Here is a 17,259-nt window from a genome sequence, read left to right on the forward strand (position 1 = left end):
TTCGTGAAGGGGGTCCACCACTACGCCGCGTCGCTCACCGTGGCGGCGAGTTCGGGAAAGGCTTCCTCCCAGCGCTGGCAGAGCCGGGGCGCCAGCCAGAGGGCGGTGAGGTCGGCGCGGGTGACGTCGTCGGTGATGAACTGGGCGCCGAACCGGCCGGCCTGCTTGCGCAGGTTGTCCATCAGCTCGGGGCCGGTGATGCCGTCGGGGAAGCCGGGGAAGTTCTCCACCTCGGTGGTGGTCATCAGCGCGCCGCCGGACTGGCTGCCCTCGATGACCAGGGGCGCGAGGTTGGCGCGGGCGGCGTAGACGGCGGCGGTGTATCCGGCGGGCCCGGAACCGATGATGATCAGGCGGTGGGGGTCAGGCATGACAGGGCTCCTGCTCAGGGGCGAGCCGCCCGCTGGGTGGGTGGTCCGGCGGGCGGCGAACAAGGGGATGTCAGGCGGTGGGGCGCAGCTCGGCGAGGAGCTTCTCCACCCGGGTACGGATGTCGTCGCGGATCGGGCGGACGGCGTCGACGCCCTGGCCGGCCGGGTCATCGAGCTTCCAGTCCTCGTAGCGCTTGCCCGGGAAGACGGGGCAGGCGTCGCCGCAGCCCATGGTGACGATCACGTCAGACGACTCGGCGGTCTCGTACTCGAGGAGCTTGGGGGTCTGGTCGGTGATGTCGATGCCGGCCTCGGCCATGGCCTGCACGGCGGCGGGGTTGACGGTCTCGGCGGGGGCGCTGCCGGCGGAGCGGACCTCGACGGTGTCGCCGGCGAGGTGGCGCAGCCAGCCGGCGGCCATCTGGGAGCGGCCGGCGTTGTGGACGCAGACGAACAGGACGCTGGGCTTGTCGCTCATGAGGTGCCTTCCATGCAGTACGAGTCGCGGGGCCGGTTGACCAGCACGTCGTTGAGGTGGATGAACAGGTGAGGGTCGGGGTTGTCGTTGCGGTCGAGCGTCGGATAGCGGCCCGGGTCGTGGCGGCGGTTGAACAAGCTGGGCGAGGGTTCAGCCGCGCTGGTGTCGTGCGGGCGTGCTGTCATGAGCGGTGGTTGACGGTGGCGTCCTCGTCGGTGGGGACGACGACCCGTTCGGCGGCGGCGCCGGCGTCGGGGTAGAGGGCGGCGAGCAGGCCGATACCGACGGCGAGGCCGACGACCTGCGCCACGACGAAGCCGGGTACGGAGGCCGGGGCGATGCCGGCGAACGTGTCGGTGAACGCGCGGCCGATCGTCACGGCGGGGTTGGCGAACGAGGTCGACGAGGTGAACCAGTACGCGGCGCCGATGTAGGCGCCGACGGCGGCGGGCGCGGCGGGGGCGCGGCCGGAGCGGGCCAGGGCGAAGACCAGCAGGATCAGGCCGGCGGTGGCAACGACCTCACCGAGCCAGAGGTGCCCGGCGACGCGGTCCTTGCCGGAGAAGCCCACGGCGGCGAGGTCGAACATCAGGTTCGCCAGCACCGATCCAACGATCGCGCCCAGCACCTGGGCCACGACGTAGCCGCCAAGGTCGCGAGGGGTGAGGCCGGTGCCTGCGCGGCGGCCGAGGAACCAGTCGGCGGCGGAGACGACCGGGTTGAAGTGCGCGCCGGACACCGGCCCGAACATCATGATCAACACTGCGAGGGCGAACGCGGTGGCGATCGAGTTCTCCAGCAGCTGCAGGCCGACGTCATCCGGGGAGAGGGTGGTGGCCATGATGCCGGAGCCGACCACGGCGGTGACCAGCAGGGCGGTGCCGGTGAACTCGGCCAGCAGGCGCCGCCACAGGGTGATGGTCATCAGTCTGTTGTCTCCCATGGTGTTGCTGTCCCGAAGGCTCCGGGCAGGTTGGCTATCGGGTGGCGTGCACGTGCAGGTCGTCGAGGAGACGGCGGACCCGGCGTTCGACCTCGTCGCGGATGGGCCGCACGGCGGCGGTGTCGAGGCCGGCCGGGTCGTCGAGGTCCCAGTTCTCGTAGCGGGTGCCGGGGAAGACCGGGCAGGCGTCTCCGCAGCCCATGGTGACCACGACGTCGGCGGCACGCACGACCTCGTCGGTCCAGGGCTTGGGGAACTCCTCGCTGATGTCGATGCCGCGTTCGGCCATGGCGGCGATCGCGGCGGGGATGAGCGTGATGCCCGGTTCGCTGCCGCCGGACCAGGCGACCGCCCGGTCGCCAGCGAGGTAAGTGAAGAACCCGAGGGCCATCTGGGAGCGGCCGGCGTTGTGGGTGCACAGGAACAGCACCACGGGGCGGCCGTCGCGGTGGTGGCCCTCGACGCGGGCGAGGGCCTGCAGGCGCTGCCGGGCGAATCGTTCAGCCAGCAGCGGCAGGTAGTGGGGGATGGTGCTGGCGGTGGCGAACTGGTCGTAGCTGGAGTGCAGGAACCGCTCGATGGTCTCGGCGGCGTACACGCCGGCGAACTCCTCCGCGAGCCGCGTCGCGGCGGTACGCAGGGCAAGCTGCTGGTCGATCGAGATCTCCTCGTAGGGGTGGGCGCTGGTGTCAGTCATGGCGGTATCCCGGGGCGGTGGTGACGGCGGGGGCCACCCGGTCGACGCGGGCGGCGAGGTCGGCGAAGGCGGCCTCGAACGCCTCGTCGGTGTCGACGCGGACCGGGTCGGGCACGGACCAGTGCAGGCGGGGGCGGAGGGGCCCGGTGAGGTCTTCGTGGGCGTTGTCGCACACGGCGATGAGCAGGTCGTCGTCGCGGACGACGTCGGTGACGTGGGCGGTGGCGGTGGGATCCAGGCGCAGCCCGTGCCGGCCGGCGACGGCCACGGCGCGGGGGTGCACCCGGGCGGCCGGTTGCGTGCCGGCCGACGCGGCGGGGCTGTGAGTGCGGTCCTGCCATAGCGCGGCGGCCAGTTGCGAGCGGGCGGAGTTGCGGGTGCACACGAACACCACCCGGCCGACACTGGTCAGCGGCGGCGGGGTCAGCGCGGCCAGGGTCTCCGGCCGCAGCCGCAGGTAGGTGCGGCGCTTGTCGCCCTCGGAGCGGCCCTTGACTACCAGGCCGGCTTCGGTGAGGACCTTGACATGGTGGGCGACGAGGTTGGTGGGCAGGTCGAGGGTGTGAGCGATCTCGCCGGGGGACGCGTCGCCGAGGGTGAGCGCATCCACGATCGCCAGCCGCGCCGGGTCGCCGAGCGCGGCGTGGATCCGCGCCCGCCCAGCCAGAGAATCAAGCTCAGCGTCCATTGACTCAACCATAGCTGAGCTAATCGGGGTTGGCAAAGAGTCGCCCCCGAGAGGCGCCGTCTGGATGCTGCGGGCGCGGCGTCAGCGGACCGGAGCGTTTCGAGCTTCCCCGACTGAGCCCGCCCGCCCAGAGCGGGCGCGATGCTACGAGGCGGTGGGCTTGACGGCGAGCAGGGACGCCAGTTGGCGCAGGACGCCCGGCCGGGCGCGGTAGTAGACCCAGGTGCCGCGCCGTTCGGCGTCGACCAGGCCGGCTTCGCGCAGCGTCCTGAGGTGGTGGGAGATCGTCGGGCCGGTCAGGTCGAACGCCGGTGTGAGGTCGCAGACGCACGCCTCCCCGCCCCCGGCGGAGGCGATCATCGACATCAACTGCAGGCGCACGGGGTCGCCGAGCGCCTTGAACGCCGCCGCGAGAGCCCCTGCCGCCTCCGGTGGCACCCGCCGCTGTGCAAGCGGCGCGCAGCAGGAGGTCGCCGCGTTCAGGTCGATGGCGACGAGCGGCGCAGGCTGCTTAGACATGTCTCTAGGTTGACAGGCTTCTAATCAACATGCAACTCTCTGATTTGACAGGCGTCGAGACAGGCTGCGGCGAGGTGGAGGATCAGGATGACTGCCGGGACTGACCGCCCGACGGCCCCGGTGGGCAGGGCGGGTGTCGCCGTTCGACCCATGGCCGCGACGGACGCCGGCGACGCCCTGGCGATCTACCAGGCGGGCCTCGACGCAGGCAACGCCAGTTTTGAGACCACGGCGCCGGCCCGGGCGGACTTCGACGCCGCACGGGTCCTGCTCGAGCGCCGCAGCCCCACCGTCACCTAACCGCCTCTGGCTTCGGATGCTCGGGGCCCCTTCCACATATCTGATTCGACAGTTATCAACGCAGAGGAGAGTTGCCTCATGAGCGCCCTGGACACCCTTCCGGTCGTGGTGATCGGCGCCGGCCCCGTCGGCCTGGCCGCCGCCGCGCACCTGCACGAGCGCGGCCTGCCGTTCCTCGTGCTCGAGGCCGGTGACACCGCCGGTGCGGCCGTGCGCCAGTGGGGCCACGTGCGGGTGTTCTCCCCGTGGCGGTACGACATCGACCCCGCCGCCCGGCGGCTGCTCGACGACGCCGGCTGGGTCGCCCCCGACCCCGATGCCCTGCCCACCGGCGCCGAACTGGCCGCCCAGTACCTCCAGCCCCTCGCCGAGCTACCGCAGCTCAAGCCGCACCTGCGCTACGGCGCCCGGGTCGAGGCGATCAGCCGCCTCGGCCTGGACCGGCTGCGCACCACCGGCCGGGACGACACCCCGTTCCTCGTCCGCCTCAGCGACGGCCAGGAGGTGCTCGCCCGCGCCGTCATCGACGCCTCCGGCACCTGGCGCACCCCGAACGTCCTCGGCGCCTCCGGCCTGCCCGCTCACGGCGAGACCGACGCCGCCGCGTACCTGGAGCACGCGCTGCCCGACGTGCTCGGCGTCGACCGCGACCGGTTCGCCGGCCGTCACACCCTCGTCGTCGGCGCCGGCCACTCCGCCGCCAACACCCTGCTCTCGCTGGCCGATCTCGCCGCCGGACACCCCGGCACCGAGGTGACGTGGGCGATCCGCACCGCCTCCCCGGCGCGCACCTACGGGGGCGGCGACGCCGACGCCCTCCCCGCCCGTGGCGCGCTGGGCTCCCGGCTGCGCGCCCACGTGGACGCCGGCCGGATCCGGCTGCTCACCGGCTTCGCCGTCCACACTCTCACCCCGAGCAGCGACGGCCGGGTGACCGTCGTGGTGCGCCACGGCGACGGCAGCGAGGAGTCGCTGACTGTGGACCGTATCGTCGCGGCCACCGGCTTCCGCCCCGACCACTCCATCGCCGCCGAGCTGCGCCTGGACCTCGACCCGGTCATGGGCGCCACCCGCGCCCTGGCGCCGCTGATCGACCCGAACGAGCACTCCTGCGGCACCGTGCCCCCGCACGGTGTGGACGAGCTCGCCCACCCCGAGGTCGGCTACTACGCCGTCGGCATGAAGAGCTACGGCCGCGCGCCGACGTTCCTCATGGCCACCGGCTACGAGCAGGTCCGCTCCGTCGTCGCCGCCCTCGCCGGCGACTGGACCGCGGCTCGTGATGTCCAGCTCGACCTGCCGGAAACCGGAGTCTGCAACAGCAACCCCGATGACTCCGTCACCGGCGACAGTTGCTGCGGACCCGCACCCGCCACCGAGCCGACGTCACGAGGGCTGGCCACCGGCATCACCGGCGGGCTGCTCGCCGCACCGCTGAACCTCGTCACCCTCGACGCCGCACCCGCCGACACGCAGGCCGGCGGCTGCTGCGGCAGCTGATGCCCACCACCACGGTTGGCGGATCGTCGCCGCCCTCGCCGTCACCTCCACCATCGGCTACGGCACCCTCTATTACGCCTACCCCTGCTCACGCCGATGGCCGCCAGCTTCGGCGCGTCCACCACCGCCGTCACCGGCGCGCTCACCGCCTCCGTCCTCACCGCCTCCGTCGGCGTGAGGCTGGAACTGCCGTGCCCGCGGGGCCGGGAAGCGGGGACGGCTTTGTGTGTTCCGCCGTGATGGTGACTGAGCATCGAGGTGCCCACCCACTTTCCCGCCTCGCGGGCCGGCTGGTTGAACGGGCGCTGCCCTGGTGGCCGTAGACCCTGATGCCCGGGAGCGGTGGGTATGGCTGCGTGTGTTTCGGGTGTGGTCCTGGGCTGGGAGAACGGCGATGCGGGGAATGTGGGTGAACGGGGGCCACTCCCTGCCACCCCAGGTGAACCCCCAGGTCGCTAGACTAGGCCCTCGCGCCCCCGTAGCTCAGGGGATAGAGCATCGGTTTCCTAAACCGTGTGTCGCAGGTTCGAATCCTGCCGGGGGCACCGCAAAGTACTGTGTTCGCTGTGATCCGGCAGACCATGGCGGTTTCCGTCGACAAGCCGAGCGAGGTCGAGGCGGCTGAGGTGTGGCTGACCGCCAACCGGGACGCTCTGACCTACGCCGAAGAGGACGGCGGCTGCGGCTGCTGCGTCCGGGTGTGGAAGTTGGAGGGGCCTGCCGAGGTGTTGGCGACGATTCCCTACGAGGTCTCGGCTTGCTCCAGCTGGGATACGGCCTAGCCGAACCCTCTGGCCGCGTCCGCGCTTCCTGCGCCGAGTCACCAGTGGTAGGCCAGGTTCACCGCCAGCGCGGCGATCGAGGTGGCGAAGAAGACCGCCCATCCCACGAGTTTGCGGGAGCCGACCCGCAGGTGTGCGACGAGCGCGCCGACGAAGTACAGCACGAGACCGGCGGCGGCGAGTGTTCCGATGAGTGGGACGGCGAAGCCGGCCAGCAGTCCCAGGGAGCCGGCGGCCAGCGCCGCCCCCAACTTCGGTAACCAGGAGTGCGGCACCCGCTTCATGTCCGCCTGGGCCTTCGGATAGTCGTGGCCCATCAGGTAGGTGACGGCGGCGATGCCGGTGAAGACCGAGGCGAGGATGGTGACAGTGACGTACGTGGCGAACATGTGCCCTCCCTTGTGGCTGTCTGCCTCAAGGACGGGGTGGGGCTGCGGGATGTTACGCGTGACGCTGTGACCTGAGGCACAGCGTGGGCTGCGGGAGTCCCGCAGCCCACGCTCGACAGGTGACGCCGAGGACGTGCCGGCGCGTCAGAGGAACTTGTACATGTCCGCGGAGGCGGCCTCGGTCTCGCCGGCCGGCGGTGCCTCCACCGTGACGGGCTTGCCGAAGTCGCTCATCCGCATCTCGCTGACGAGATCACCGAGGGTCTTCGTGGCGATCGTGTAGGAGAGTGCGGTCAGGCGGCCGTCGGCGTCGACGGTCGCCTCGAACGGGATCGCCTTCGGGTCCTTCGCCAGCTTGGCGGTCGACTCGAGGCCCGCGCGCATTCCGCCGTCCGTGCTGGCGGCGGCAGCGGCCTTCTCCAGGTCGGCGACACCCGTGTAGCGGCCGCCGCCGACCTCCTGCGCGGACACGACGCCGCCGATGAGGCCGGTCTGGGCCTTCAGGTCGAAGGACTGGCGCAGCGAGCTGTTCGGCCTGAGCTTGGTGAGGTCGATCTTCATCCACGGCTTCCCGCCGTCGGCGGAGTCCGACTTGATGTAGGCGGTGTCGCCGATGATCCGCGCCTCGATCGGTTCCGGGGCCTTGCCGGTGGCCTGGAGGGTGCGGGCGGCAGTGTCCATCTTTCCGGTGACGGTGACCGACTGGTTGCCGGCCTTTACCGAGGCGTCCATGGTGAGCGTGCCGGCGAGGCTGCGGTCCATGCCCTGCTTGACGGCGGCCACCGGCTCCAGTTTGGACGCACTGGGCGCGGCGGACGATCCTGACGCCGCGGGGGTGCCGGAGTTGGTGTTACAGCCGGCGACGAGGGTCGCGGCGAGGGCAATCGAAACAGCTGGGATCAGTCGACGCATAGACGTGACCCTAACCGCCCACCGCCACCGATTTTCCCACGTGGCAGCCGCCGCGCGAACAGAGGACGTTGTCCCCCGTGCGAGCTACCCGCAAGTGTCCACCGCGCGGTGACGACTCCTGACCAGCGGCTCCATAGCGTTTGACGTGGCCGCGGCGCTACCGCCGCGGACCTCGTTGAAGGAGTCATCATGCGCCTGTTGAAGCAGCTCGTCGCCGTTGCCGCGGTCGCCTTCGTCGGTGGCCAGGCCATCGCCGCGGTGGAGGGGAACGACGCGCTGACCCTGCTCCTCGGTCTGTCGACGGCCGTGGTCGCGGTCCTCGTCTACGGGTGGGTGGTACGGCGTACCGAGCGTCGCTCGGTCACCGAGTTGGCGCGGTCCGGGGCCGGCGCTCGGATCACCCGAGGGCTCCTGATCGGGTTCGCGATGTTCGCGGCGGTGATCGTCAACATTGCCTTCGTTGCCGACTACGACATCGACGGACTGGGCTCGGTGACCGGCGCGGTGGCGTTGCTCGGGTTCATGGCCGCCGCCGCCGTGACCGAGGAGTTGATGTTCCGGGGTGTGCTGTTCCGGATCGTCGAGGAGCGTACGGGCACCTGGATCGCGCTGGTGCTCACCGGCGTGGTGTTCGGCCTGATGCACCTGCTCAACCCCGACGCCAGCGTGTGGGGTGCGATCTGCATCGCGGTCGAGGCCGGGTTCATGCTCGCGGCCTGCTACGCCGCCACCCGCAACCTGTGGGTGCCGATCGGCCTGCACTTCGGTTGGAACTTCGCCGCCGGCGGGATCTTCAGCGTGGTGGTCTCCGGGAACGGCGACTCCGAGGGCCTGCTGGACACCTCGATGTCGGGCCCGGCCCTGGTCACCGGCGGCGACTTCGGGCCGGAGGGCAGCCTGTACACGGTGGTGGCGGGTGTGGCGCTGACCGTGGTGTTCATGTGGCTGGCCCACCGCCGAGGTCACATCGTCCCGCGTCGTCGCAAGGCGGTCATCGCCCAGGCGGCGCCGGTTACGGTTTCCTGATGATCGACCTTCGGATGGTCTCGGACTCGTGGCGGCGGTGGCCCGTCACGGTCCGGGATCTCCCGTTGGCGCTTCTGCTCGCTCTCGCGTCGGTGGTGCCGCCGCTACGCGATCACGGTACGCAGCTCGGCGACCTGCCGGGGCGTCCCTTCGACGCGCTGACCGTCGCGGTGATCGCCCTGGAGTGCCTCCCGCTCGCTGTCCGCCGACGCTGGCCTGCCCTCTGCCTCGCCCTGGTGTCGGTCGGGTTCGTGATCGACCAGCTGCGCGCCTATCACACGGTGGCGGGCTCCGCGTTGGCCATCGCGCTGCTGAGCGCGGGGGCGCACGTGCAGCGTCGTCGACGTATCACCATGGTGCTGGGCTCCGCCGCATACGTGGCGCTGGCCGTCACTCTCGACCGACAGGGGTCGACCGAAGGCGTGCTCGGCTTCGCCACGTTCTATCTGTTGCTGGTCCTCGCGTGGGGCATCGGCGCGTGGTTGCGGGAGGCCCGGGCGGTCGAAGCCGAACGCCGTCGCCATGTCGCGGTGACCGCCCGTGCCGCCGAACGCACCCGCATCGCCAGCGAACTTCACGACATCGTGACCCACCATGTGACGGCGATGGTCGTGCAGGCCGAGGCGGCCCGCTACCTGACCGCCGCCCCGGAGCGCCTCGACACGACCCTGACCGCCATCACCGACACCGGCCGCCGGGCCATCACCGATCTGCGGCACCTGCTCGACCTGCTCAACCCCGACCACAGCGCTGATCCGCGTACGCCGGCCGTGGGCGAGCTGCACGCCCTCGTGGCACAGACCCGGCAGGCGGGTCAGCCGGTGGAGTTCACCGAGGACGGCAGCCCCGCGGAAACGACAGGCGGTGCCGAGGTGGCGGCCTACCGCGTGGTGCAGGAGGCGCTGACGAACGCCCTCAAGTACGCGCACGGCAGCCGCACCACTGTTCACGTACACCACGGCGAGAGGGAGACAACTGTGCAGGTCAGCACGGAAGGTTCGGGCTCGTACGCCGAGGGGCCCGGCGGGAGCGGACGTGGTCTCGCGGGTCTGCGCGAACGGGTTGGCGTTCTCGGTGGCGAGTTCAGCGCGGGACGGCACGCGGACGGCAGCTTCGTCGTGCGTGCCCGCATCCCCACCGGCGGCCCGTCATGACGACGCCGATCCGGGTGCTGGTCTGCGACGATCAGGCGTTGATCCGCACCGGCTTCGCGACCATCATCGGCGCTCAGCCCGACCTTGAGGTGGTGGGTGAGTGCGGCGACGGGCGTGCCGCGGTCGACCTCGCCAGGCGGCTGCATCCGGACGTGGTCGTGATGGACGTACGGATGCCGGTGCTCGACGGCATCCAGGCGACGCGCCTGCTGGCCGGTGCCGGAGTTGCCCAGCCCGTCAAGGTGCTCGTGGTCACGACGTTCAACCTCGACGAGTACGTGTACGAGGCGCTGCGCGCGGGAGCGAGCGGCTTCCTGCTGAAGGACGCCCCGCCGACCCAACTGCTGCACGGTATCCGCACCGTCGCGAGCGGTGCGGCGCTGCTGGCACCCGAGGTGACCCGACAGCTCGTGGGCAGGTACGCGGCGCGGATCCGCCCCGCCGAGGGCACGCCTGACGACGTCGGGCTGACCCCACGTGAGCTGGAGGTGTTGCGCCTGATCGCCGATGGTTTGTCCAACAGCGAGATCGCCGCGACGCTGGTGATCAGCCAGGAGACCGTCAAGACGTACGTGTCACGCATTCTCACCAAGCTCGACCTGCGCGACCGCGTGCAGGCGGTGGTCTACGCCTACCGCGCGGGGCTGGTGACGTAGGAGCCCGACGTCAGGCAGCAGGCAGTTGTTCGGCTCGGGTGAGCACCTGGTCGACGAGGCCGTACTCCCGTGCCTGCTCGGCGGTGAACCATCGGTCCCGGTCCCAGTCGCGCTGGATCTCGTCGAGCATCCGTCCACTGTGTTGGGCGATCAGTTCCTGCATCGTTCGCTTCACGTGCAGCATGTTCTCCGCCTGGATGGTGATGTCGGAGGCGGTGCCGCCCATCCCTCCGGAGGGCTGATGCATCATGATCCGCGAGTGTGGCAGCGCGTACCGCTTGCCCGCCGCGCCCGCGCAGAGCAGAAACTGCCCCATCGAGCCGGCGAACCCGAGCGCCAGCGTGGCCACGTCGTTGCGGACGTAGCGCATCGTGTCGTAGACCGCCATCCCCGCGCTCACCGAACCGCCCGGCGAGTTGATGTAGAGGAAGATGTCCGAGTCGGCGTCCTCCGCAGCGAGCAGCAGGATCTGCGCGCAGATCTGGTTGGCCGACTCCTCCGTCACCTCGGTGCCGAGGAACACGATCCGCTCTCGCAGCAGCCGCTCGAACACCTGATCGCCGAAGGACGGCTGTCCGCCGTCCCGCATGGTCGCGTCGTACCAGATCATGTGCCGCCACCCTCCACCGTGCCGGCGGGCGACGGGACCGCCCGGGGAACCGGCTCCTCCAGCGTGCGCCCGGCGGCGGTCGCGGCCGAGGGATTCTGCCGGCGGCAGATCGGCCCAGGGCAGAACCCCGGCCGGCCTACGCCCGGGTCAGCCGCCGCCGGCCCGTCCGGGCCCGGCGGCAGGCCAGCATCTTGGAGGTACGCGGACCGGGGTGCCCAGCCGGTGCGGAGGCGATCAGTCGAACTCGCAGCCCCGCTCCTGAAATGGTCGACCCGATGGGGTCGGTTGGACCGCCGACGTGCAGGATCGGCCCGCCCAGCCGCAGCACCGGTCCGGCCGGCTGCCGTGCGGGGGCACCGGCGGCGGCCACGGGTGGCGTCGCCCCACCGCGCTGAAAGCCGATTCGGAGTGCGGGGCCGGTCTCGTTGCGTGGGGCGGGCACCTGCTCCAGCCGGCCCAGAGCGGCCCGGGGCGCGGCGGGGATGCGACGCTCGACCCGGCGCAGGTCGTCGCGGGCCGCTTCGAGCAGGTCGGAGAGTTGGATGCCGAGCGCCCGGCAGATCGCGGCCAAGACCTCCGAGGAGGCTTCCTTACGCCCCCGTTCCACCTCGGACAGGTAGGGCACCGACACCCCGGCGGCGGCGGCCACCTCACGCAACGTGCGGCCCTGGCTCTGGCGTAGTCGGCGCAACACTCCGCCGATGACTCGTCGCAGCAACGACATGCCGGCCTCACTTTCGCGGTCGTCGTCGGGAACACCCTCATCATGCCTGTCCCCCGCCGTCCGGGCCGACCCATGCGGGCCCGCGCTGTATCGTCCGAAGCAACCCGGACGTGCGGCTGGCGTCGTACCCGCTATGTTGTGGTCGTGCAGGCGACGGCGGGGGAGCAGGTTCGACGGTGATCCATTTCCCCGCGCAACGTCGGGGCCCACTGAGCGCGCTGAGCCTACGGCTCGCCGCTGCCCTGGGCCTGGTCTTCGCCGTGGTCGCCGCGGTCTACCTGGGCCGGGACGGCTACCGCGATGTCAACGAGGACGGCCTCACCCTGCTCGACTGCTTCTACTACGCGGTCGTGTCGCTCTCGACCACCGGGTACGGGGACATCACGCCGGCGGCGCCGTCGGCTCGGCTGGTGAACGTCCTCTTCATCACCCCGGCCCGAGTGATCTTCCTGATCATCCTGGTCGGCACCACTCTGGAAGTCTTGACCGAGCAGTACCGGACCGGCCGTCGCCTGTCGCGGTGGAGGAGAGCCGTGAAGGACCACGTCATCATCTGCGGCTACGGCACCAAGGGGCGCAGCGCGGTCTCCGCCCTGATGGAGAACGGTCTGGACCGCTCGCGGATCGTGGTGGTGGAGCGCAGCGCCACCGCGCTGCGGCAGGCCACCTCGGCCGGGCTGGTGGCCATCGAGGGCTCGGCGACCCGCTCGTCGGTGCTGAACGAGGCGCACGTCAAGAACGCGAAGGCCGTGATCATCGCGACCGACAGCGACGACGCCTCGGTCCTGGTCGCGTTGACGGTCCGACAGCTCACGGCCGGGCAGGTCCGGATCATCGCGGCGGCGCGGGAAGCGGAGAACGCCCCGCTGCTCAAGCAGAGCGGCGCGCACCACGTGATCGTCTCCTCGGCGACCGCGGGTCGGCTGCTCGGTCTGTCCACCTCGGCTCCGCCGCTGATCGACGTTGTGGAGGACCTGCTCACTCCTGGGCAGGGCATGGCACTGGCGATGCGCTCGGCGGAGCGGGACGAGGTGGGCCGCTCGCCGCGTGAGCTGGACTCACTGGTGATCGCTCTGGTGCGGCGGGGCAAGGTGGTCACCCTGGCCGATCGCGCGGGCGCGGTGATCGAGACCGGCGACATGCTGGTGCACGTACGCGACGACCGCCCCCAGTCGGCCACGACCGCCTGATCGTCATCTGCCGCTCTGGCGTCGCGGTGGCCTCAACGGCCTGCCGTCAGAGTGAATCGTCCCCGGCGCAGATCGTCTCGGTGCAGTTGACCGCCGTGCCGGCGGAGGCCCGGCTGAGCAGCTCGTAGAGCGTCTCCCGTTCGTCGGGGCCCAGCGCCCCCAGCACCTCGTCCTCGGCGCCGGCGAGGGCGCATTCCGCCTCACTGAGCCGTTTCGCCCCGTCTTCGGTGAGTTCGACGACGTGTCGGCGGCGGTCCTCGGGTGAGCGGCGCCGCTCGATCAGCTGCTTCGCCTCCAGGTCGTTGAGCAGCCCGACGATGTTGGTGCTGTCCATTTCCAGGATGGTGGCGAGCGCCTGTTGACCGGTGCCGCCACCGGCGCGCAGCACGGTGAGCGCGACCAGGTGCCGGGGGCGTAGCCCCAGCGGCGCCAGCACCGACTCCGATCGCAGCCGCATGCGCCGGGCCAGATGGTCCAGGAGTGCGCCCGAGCGGTGCTCCGAGGTGTCGAGCGGCTGCGCGGACATGTGACCCAGTCTACCGACTCTCAGGAACATCGGCCTGCTATAAATAGTTGGTGATGCACAGACGATCCTTGGAGGAGGAATAATGCACTTGCTGCATATCGACTCAAGCATTCGGGGTGACTGGTCGGTCAGCCGGAGGCTCACCGCCCGCGCCGTCGCCAACTGGCGCGCGGCTCACCCAGACGGCACGGTGGCCTACCGAGATCTGGGCAAGGACCCGCTGCCGCACCTGGACGCGGATGGCGGTCTGGCCCGGATGACGCCCCCGGACCAGCACAGCCCGGCGCAGCGCGAGTCCTGGGAGCTCAGCGAGCGGCTGGTCGACGAGGTCAAGCAGGCCGACGTGGTGCTGCTCGGGCTGCCGCTCTACAACTTCGGCGCGCCCAGCAGCGTCAAGTCCTGGGTCGACCACCTGATCGTGCCCGGGTTGGCCTACGACCCGACGACCCAGCAGGGCCTGCTCGGCGACCGCGAGTTCGTGGTGCTGGCCACCCGGGGTGGCGGCTACGGCGAGGGCACCCCACGAAACGGCTGGGACCACGCTGAGCCGTGGCTCCCGCACGGCCTGTCGATGACCGGCATGCAGCCACGGTTCATCAGCGCCGAGCTGACCCTGGCACCGTCGGTGCCGGCGATGGCCGAGCTGATCCCGCTGCACGAGGCGAGCCTCGCGGCGGCCGAGAAGGAGATCGACAACCTCTGGCTGCCGGCCTCCGCCCAGCGCTGAGGCAGCGCCGGTACGACGAGAGCGGCCGCCCCCGGACTGGGGACGGCCGCTCTCGTCATGAACGACTGATCAGAGGATCGTCCAGGTGTCGCCGCTGCCCAGCAGGCCGGCGAGCTGCTGCTCGGGTGTCTCGGTGACTGTCGCCTTGGCCGCCGCGAGCTGGCCCTGCACCACGCTGTCGTAGGACGGCCGGTCCACCGAGCGGAACACCCCGATCGGGGTGTTGCGCAGGTCCAAGCCGGGCAGCCGGGACAGCGCGAACGCGTACGCCGGGTCGGTCACCGTCGCGTCGTGGACGACGATCTCCTCCGGGCTGACCGAGCTGGTCTCCCGGACCTCCAGGCCGAAGCCGCCCGGCGGGTGCACCACGCAGAACCGCCCGTCGGCGCCGAAGGTGATCGGCTGCCCGTGCTCCAGGCGGATCAGGTAGTCGTCCCGGGTGGACGGGTCCTTCAGCTGTTCGAACGCCCCGTCGTTGAAGATGTTGCAGTTCTGGTAGATCTCCACGAACGCCGAACCCTCGTGCTCGGCGGCGGCCCGCAGCACCGACTGCAGGTGCTTGCGGTCGGAGTCGATGGTCCGGCCGACGAAGCTGGCCTCCGCGCCGAGCGCGAGTGAGAGCGGGTTGAACGGCGCGTCCGCCGAGCCGGCCGGGGTCGACTTGGTGATCTTGCCGACCTCGGAGGTCGGAGAATACTGACCCTTGGTCAGACCGTAGATCCGGTTGTTGAACAGCAGGATCTTGAGGTTGACGTTGCGCCGCAGCGCGTGGATCAGGTGGTTGCCACCGATGGAGAGCGCGTCACCGTCGCCGGTGACCACCCAGACCGACAGGTCCGGCCGGGACACCGACAGGCCGGTCGCGATCGCCGGGGCCCGACCGTGGATCGAGTGCATCCCGTACGTGTTCATGTAGTACGGGAAGCGGGACGAGCAACCGATCCCCGAGACGAAGACGGTGCGCTCCCGGGGGATGTTCAGCTCCGGCATGAACTGCTGGATGGCCGCCAGGATCGCGTAGTCACCGCAGCCGGGGCACCAGCGCACCTCCTGGTCGGACTTGAAGTCCTTGGCGGTGAGCTTGAGGGCGACGGGCTCAGACATTCTTCAGGACCTCTTCCAGCGTCGTCTCCAGCTCGGCGGCCGTGAACGGAAGGCCGCGGACCTGGTTGTAGCTGATCGCGTCGACCAGGTAGCGGGCCCGGATGACGTGGGCGAGCTGGCCCAGGTTCATCTCCGGGATGACCACCTTGTCGTACGAGCGCAGCACCTCACCGAGGTTGGCCGGCATCGGGGCCAGGTGCCGCAGGTGCGCCTGGGCGATGGACAGCCCGCGCTGGCGTACTCCGCGGCAGGCGGCGCCGATCGGCCCGTACGTGGAGCCCCATCCGAGGACCAGCACCCGGGCGTCGCCGTCCGGGTCCTCCACCTCGATGTCCGGTACCGGGATCGTCTCGATCCGGGCGGCCCGGGTGCGCACCATGAAGTCGTGGTTGGCCGGGTCGTAGGAGATGTCCCCGGTCTTGTCGGCCTTCTCCAGACCGCCGATCCGGTGCTCCAGCCCCGGGGTGCCGGGGATGGCCCACGGACGGGCCAGGGTCTCCGGATCGCGCAGGTAGGGCAGGAATGTCGTGCCGTCCTCGCCGTTGGGCTTGGTGGCGAACTCGACCCGCAGGTCGGGCAGCGACTCCACGTCCGGCAGCAGCCACGGCTCCGAGCCGTTGGCGACGTAGTTGTCGGACAGCAGGATCACCGGCGTGCGGTAGGTCAGAGCGATCCGGGCCGCCTCGAGCGCCGCGAAGAAGCAGTCCGACGGTGAGCGGGGGGCAATGACCGCTACCGGCGCCTCGCCGTGCCGACCGAACAGCGCCATGTTGAGGTCGGCCTGCTCGGTCTTGGTCGGCATGCCTGTCGACGGGCCGGCGCGCTGCACGTCCACGATCACCAGCGGCAGCTCCAGCGCCACCGCCAGCGAGATCGTCTCGCTCTTGAGGGCCACGCCGGGGCCGCTGGTGGTGGTCACGCCGAGCGAACCGCCGTACGACGCGCCCAGCGCCGCGCCGACCGCCGCGATCTCGTCCTCGGCCTGCACGGTGAGGACGCCGAAACGCTTGTGCTTGCTCAGCTCGTGCAGGATGTCCGACGCGGGCGTGATCGGGTACGCGCCGAGGAAGACCGGCAGCCCGGACCGGACGCCGGCGGCGACCAGCCCCAACGACAGCGCCGCGTTGCCGGTGATGTTCCGGTACGTGCCCGGCTTCATCTTGGCCGGCTTGACCTCGTAGCGGACCGCGAAGTCCTCGGTGGTCTCGCCGAAGTTCCAACCGGCCTTGAAGGCGGCGACGTTCGCCGCGACCAGCTCCGGACGGGACGCGAACTTGCGCTCCAGGAAGCGCAGCGTCGACTCGTAGGGCCGGGAGTACATCCAGGAGAGCAACCCGAGGGCGAACATGTTCTTCGACCGCTCGGCGTCCTTCTTGGACACCGCGAACGAGGCGAGCGCACCGACAGTCATCGAGGTCAGCGCCACCGGGTGCACGACGTAACCGGCCAGCGACTCGTCGTCCAGAGGGCTGGTCTGGTAGCCGACCTTGGCGAGGTTGCGCTTGGTGAACTCGTCGGTGTTGACGATGATGTCCGCGCCGCGCGGCAGGTCGGCCAGGTTGGCCTTGAGGGCCGCCGGGTTCATCGCCACCAGCACGTTGGGCGCGTCGCCCGGAGTGAGGATGTCGTAGTCGGCGAAGTGCACCTGGAAGCTCGACACGCCGGGCAGGGTGCCGGCGGGGGCTCGGATCTCGGCGGGGAAGTTTGGCAGCGTGGAGATGTCGTTGCCGAGCTGCGCCGTCTCCGAGGTGAACCGGTCGCCGGTCAACTGCATGCCGTCGCCGGAGTCACCGGCGAACCGGATGACCACCCGGTCGAGTTGACGGATCTGCTTGGTCACTGTGCCACCTTCGTTCGCGACTGCGGGGCTCTCGCCTTGCCCGGCCACGGAACCTCCTCGACGCAACGTCTCACCGCACCGCCCCAGGCTGGTCCGGCCGTTGTCGTACCTCACCTCAGAGCC

At 70.7% G+C, this 17,259-nt stretch carries 21 protein-coding genes, 1 tRNA gene and 1 pseudogene; 9 read left to right on the plus strand and 14 right to left on the minus strand.

The window, feature by feature from the left end; all coding sequences use genetic code 11:
• Positions 1 to 107: 107 nt before the first annotated feature.
• The 7 genes and pseudogenes from FHU34_RS30775 to FHU34_RS30805 form a co-directional block, all read right to left on the minus strand.
• Positions 108 to 371: pseudogene (locus FHU34_RS30775) on the minus strand (NAD(P)/FAD-dependent oxidoreductase); the annotation flags it as partial.
• A gap of 70 nt (positions 372 to 441) precedes the next feature.
• Positions 442 to 849 carry an arsenate reductase ArsC gene (locus tag FHU34_RS30780; protein WP_145786133.1) on the minus strand — a complete coding sequence of 136 codons (408 nt, stop codon included), beginning with the start codon at positions 847 to 849 and terminating at the stop codon, positions 442 to 444.
• Entirely contained in the window at positions 846 to 1,034 is a 189-nt protein-coding gene (locus FHU34_RS30785) for a hypothetical protein (RefSeq protein ID WP_145786134.1), read from the minus strand. Before FHU34_RS30785 ends, FHU34_RS30780 begins: the two co-directional genes overlap by 4 nt.
• Positions 1,031 to 1,774: an aquaporin gene (locus FHU34_RS30790; RefSeq protein ID WP_145786135.1), complete on the minus strand. Its 744-nt coding sequence runs from the start codon at positions 1,772 to 1,774 to the stop codon at positions 1,031 to 1,033. The genes FHU34_RS30785 and FHU34_RS30790 overlap by 4 nt, the downstream gene beginning before the upstream one ends.
• A 52-nt stretch (positions 1,775 to 1,826) precedes the next feature.
• Positions 1,827 to 2,489 carry an arsenate reductase ArsC gene (locus FHU34_RS33955; protein WP_145786136.1) on the minus strand — a complete coding sequence of 221 codons (663 nt, stop codon included), beginning with the start codon at positions 2,487 to 2,489 and terminating at the stop codon, positions 1,827 to 1,829.
• Entirely contained in the window at positions 2,482 to 3,177 is a 696-nt protein-coding gene (locus FHU34_RS30800) for an arsenate reductase/protein-tyrosine-phosphatase family protein (RefSeq protein WP_145786137.1), read from the minus strand. Before FHU34_RS30800 ends, FHU34_RS33955 begins: the two co-directional genes overlap by 8 nt.
• Positions 3,178 to 3,321: 144 nt before the next feature.
• Positions 3,322 to 3,696: an ArsR/SmtB family transcription factor gene (locus FHU34_RS30805; RefSeq protein WP_145786138.1), complete on the minus strand. Its 375-nt coding sequence runs from the start codon at positions 3,694 to 3,696 to the stop codon at positions 3,322 to 3,324.
• Positions 3,697 to 3,783: 87 nt separating this feature from the next.
• Between FHU34_RS30805 and FHU34_RS34325 the strand changes: the two genes are divergently transcribed.
• The 4 genes from FHU34_RS34325 to FHU34_RS30830 all read left to right on the plus strand — a co-directional run bounded on the left by FHU34_RS34325 (position 3,784) and on the right by FHU34_RS30830 (position 6,278).
• The gene (locus tag FHU34_RS34325) at positions 3,784 to 3,996 is read left to right on the plus strand and encodes a hypothetical protein (protein WP_208745226.1); all 213 of its coding nucleotides are present in this window, start codon (positions 3,784 to 3,786) and stop codon (positions 3,994 to 3,996) included.
• Between the two features lie 78 nt (positions 3,997 to 4,074).
• Positions 4,075 to 5,496: an FAD-dependent oxidoreductase gene (locus FHU34_RS30815; RefSeq protein ID WP_145786139.1), complete on the plus strand. Its 1,422-nt coding sequence runs from the start codon at positions 4,075 to 4,077 to the stop codon at positions 5,494 to 5,496.
• Between the two features lie 472 nt (positions 5,497 to 5,968).
• Positions 5,969 to 6,041: transfer RNA gene (locus FHU34_RS30825), tRNA-Arg, on the plus strand.
• Between the two features lie 21 nt (positions 6,042 to 6,062).
• Positions 6,063 to 6,278, plus strand: a complete 216-nt coding sequence (locus FHU34_RS30830; RefSeq protein WP_145786140.1) for a hypothetical protein — start codon at positions 6,063 to 6,065, stop codon at positions 6,276 to 6,278.
• A gap of 38 nt (positions 6,279 to 6,316) precedes the next feature.
• On the opposite strand, the gene FHU34_RS30835 is transcribed toward FHU34_RS30830, so the two are convergent.
• Both FHU34_RS30835 and FHU34_RS30840 read right to left on the minus strand, forming a co-directional pair.
• Positions 6,317 to 6,667, minus strand: coding sequence for a DoxX family protein (locus FHU34_RS30835; RefSeq protein ID WP_145786141.1), 351 nt, complete (start codon positions 6,665 to 6,667; stop codon positions 6,317 to 6,319).
• A 144-nt stretch (positions 6,668 to 6,811) separates the two neighbouring features.
• Positions 6,812 to 7,579, minus strand: coding sequence for a hypothetical protein (locus tag FHU34_RS30840; protein ID WP_145786142.1), 768 nt, complete (start codon positions 7,577 to 7,579; stop codon positions 6,812 to 6,814).
• Positions 7,580 to 7,768: 189 nt separating this feature from the next.
• Here FHU34_RS30840 and FHU34_RS30845 point away from each other — a divergent pair, with 189 nt between their 5' ends.
• From FHU34_RS30845 to FHU34_RS30855, 3 genes are read left to right on the plus strand one after another with little or no spacing between them, the layout of a single operon-like run.
• Entirely contained in the window at positions 7,769 to 8,605 is an 837-nt protein-coding gene (locus FHU34_RS30845; RefSeq protein WP_145786143.1) for a CPBP family intramembrane glutamic endopeptidase, read from the plus strand.
• On the plus strand, positions 8,605 to 9,759 hold the full coding sequence (locus FHU34_RS30850) for a sensor histidine kinase (protein ID WP_145786144.1): 1,155 nt from the start codon (positions 8,605 to 8,607) through the stop codon (positions 9,757 to 9,759). The genes FHU34_RS30845 and FHU34_RS30850 overlap by 1 nt, the downstream gene beginning before the upstream one ends.
• A complete protein-coding gene (locus tag FHU34_RS30855) occupies positions 9,756 to 10,415 on the plus strand; it encodes a response regulator (protein WP_145786145.1) in 660 nt (219 codons plus the stop codon). Before FHU34_RS30850 ends, FHU34_RS30855 begins: the two co-directional genes overlap by 4 nt.
• A gap of 10 nt (positions 10,416 to 10,425) precedes the next feature.
• Here the strand turns inward: FHU34_RS30855 and FHU34_RS30860 are convergent, their stop codons facing one another.
• Both FHU34_RS30860 and FHU34_RS30865 read right to left on the minus strand, forming a co-directional pair.
• Positions 10,426 to 11,025, minus strand: coding sequence for a ClpP family protease (locus FHU34_RS30860; protein ID WP_167524988.1), 600 nt, complete (start codon positions 11,023 to 11,025; stop codon positions 10,426 to 10,428).
• Between the two features lie 136 nt (positions 11,026 to 11,161).
• Positions 11,162 to 11,749 (minus strand): helix-turn-helix domain-containing protein, encoded by a 588-nt coding sequence (locus tag FHU34_RS30865; protein ID WP_145786146.1) that lies wholly within the window; start codon positions 11,747 to 11,749, stop codon positions 11,162 to 11,164.
• 176 nt (positions 11,750 to 11,925) lie between these two features.
• Between FHU34_RS30865 and FHU34_RS30870 the strand changes: the two genes are divergently transcribed.
• Positions 11,926 to 12,939 carry a potassium channel family protein gene (locus tag FHU34_RS30870; protein ID WP_145786147.1) on the plus strand — a complete coding sequence of 338 codons (1,014 nt, stop codon included), beginning with the start codon at positions 11,926 to 11,928 and terminating at the stop codon, positions 12,937 to 12,939.
• A 46-nt stretch (positions 12,940 to 12,985) separates the two neighbouring features.
• On the opposite strand, the gene FHU34_RS30875 is transcribed toward FHU34_RS30870, so the two are convergent.
• On the minus strand, positions 12,986 to 13,465 hold the full coding sequence (locus FHU34_RS30875; RefSeq protein ID WP_145786148.1) for a MarR family winged helix-turn-helix transcriptional regulator: 480 nt from the start codon (positions 13,463 to 13,465) through the stop codon (positions 12,986 to 12,988).
• An 82-nt stretch (positions 13,466 to 13,547) separates the two neighbouring features.
• On the opposite strand from FHU34_RS30875, the gene FHU34_RS30880 reads away from it, so the two are divergent.
• A complete protein-coding gene (locus FHU34_RS30880; RefSeq protein WP_244312062.1) occupies positions 13,548 to 14,192 on the plus strand; it encodes an FMN-dependent NADH-azoreductase in 645 nt (214 codons plus the stop codon).
• A gap of 69 nt (positions 14,193 to 14,261) precedes the next feature.
• On the opposite strand, the gene FHU34_RS30885 is transcribed toward FHU34_RS30880, so the two are convergent.
• Positions 14,262 to 15,296 (minus strand): 2-oxoacid:ferredoxin oxidoreductase subunit beta, encoded by a 1,035-nt coding sequence (locus FHU34_RS30885; protein WP_145786150.1) that lies wholly within the window; start codon positions 15,294 to 15,296, stop codon positions 14,262 to 14,264.
• Positions 15,289 to 17,136: a 2-oxoacid:acceptor oxidoreductase subunit alpha gene (locus FHU34_RS30890; RefSeq protein ID WP_145786151.1), complete on the minus strand. Its 1,848-nt coding sequence runs from the start codon at positions 17,134 to 17,136 to the stop codon at positions 15,289 to 15,291. The genes FHU34_RS30885 and FHU34_RS30890 overlap by 8 nt, the downstream gene beginning before the upstream one ends.
• Positions 17,137 to 17,259: the final 123 nt, after the last annotated feature.

Source organism: Micromonospora taraxaci, from assembly GCF_007830095.1.
Taxonomy (GTDB): domain Bacteria; phylum Actinomycetota; class Actinomycetes; order Mycobacteriales; family Micromonosporaceae; genus Micromonospora; species Micromonospora taraxaci.

Excerpts from the sequence above, each read along its gene's own strand:
- FHU34_RS30780 (WP_145786133.1), bottom strand. The coding sequence starts at position 849 with ATGAGCGACAAGCCCAGCGTCCTGTTCGTCTGCGTCCACAACGCCGGC.
- FHU34_RS30785 (WP_145786134.1), bottom strand. The coding sequence starts at position 1,034 with ATGACAGCACGCCCGCACGACACCAGCGCGGCTGAACCCTCGCCCAGC.
- FHU34_RS30790 (WP_145786135.1), bottom strand. The coding sequence starts at position 1,774 with ATGACCATCACCCTGTGGCGGCGCCTGCTGGCCGAGTTCACCGGCACC.
- FHU34_RS33955 (WP_145786136.1), bottom strand. The coding sequence starts at position 2,489 with ATGACTGACACCAGCGCCCACCCCTACGAGGAGATCTCGATCGACCAG.
- FHU34_RS30800 (WP_145786137.1), bottom strand. The coding sequence starts at position 3,177 with ATGGACGCTGAGCTTGATTCTCTGGCTGGGCGGGCGCGGATCCACGCC.
- FHU34_RS30805 (WP_145786138.1), bottom strand. The coding sequence starts at position 3,696 with ATGTCTAAGCAGCCTGCGCCGCTCGTCGCCATCGACCTGAACGCGGCG.
- FHU34_RS34325 (WP_208745226.1), top strand. The coding sequence starts at position 3,784 with ATGACTGCCGGGACTGACCGCCCGACGGCCCCGGTGGGCAGGGCGGGT.
- FHU34_RS30815 (WP_145786139.1), top strand. The coding sequence starts at position 4,075 with ATGAGCGCCCTGGACACCCTTCCGGTCGTGGTGATCGGCGCCGGCCCC.
- FHU34_RS30835 (WP_145786141.1), bottom strand. The coding sequence starts at position 6,667 with ATGTTCGCCACGTACGTCACTGTCACCATCCTCGCCTCGGTCTTCACC.
- FHU34_RS30840 (WP_145786142.1), bottom strand. The coding sequence starts at position 7,579 with ATGCGTCGACTGATCCCAGCTGTTTCGATTGCCCTCGCCGCGACCCTC.
- FHU34_RS30845 (WP_145786143.1), top strand. The coding sequence starts at position 7,769 with ATGCGCCTGTTGAAGCAGCTCGTCGCCGTTGCCGCGGTCGCCTTCGTC.
- FHU34_RS30850 (WP_145786144.1), top strand. The coding sequence starts at position 8,605 with ATGATCGACCTTCGGATGGTCTCGGACTCGTGGCGGCGGTGGCCCGTC.
- FHU34_RS30855 (WP_145786145.1), top strand. The coding sequence starts at position 9,756 with ATGACGACGCCGATCCGGGTGCTGGTCTGCGACGATCAGGCGTTGATC.
- FHU34_RS30860 (WP_167524988.1), bottom strand. The coding sequence starts at position 11,025 with ATGATCTGGTACGACGCGACCATGCGGGACGGCGGACAGCCGTCCTTC.
- FHU34_RS30865 (WP_145786146.1), bottom strand. The coding sequence starts at position 11,749 with ATGTCGTTGCTGCGACGAGTCATCGGCGGAGTGTTGCGCCGACTACGC.
- FHU34_RS30875 (WP_145786148.1), bottom strand. The coding sequence starts at position 13,465 with ATGTCCGCGCAGCCGCTCGACACCTCGGAGCACCGCTCGGGCGCACTC.
- FHU34_RS30880 (WP_244312062.1), top strand. The coding sequence starts at position 13,548 with ATGCACTTGCTGCATATCGACTCAAGCATTCGGGGTGACTGGTCGGTC.
- FHU34_RS30885 (WP_145786150.1), bottom strand. The coding sequence starts at position 15,296 with ATGTCTGAGCCCGTCGCCCTCAAGCTCACCGCCAAGGACTTCAAGTCC.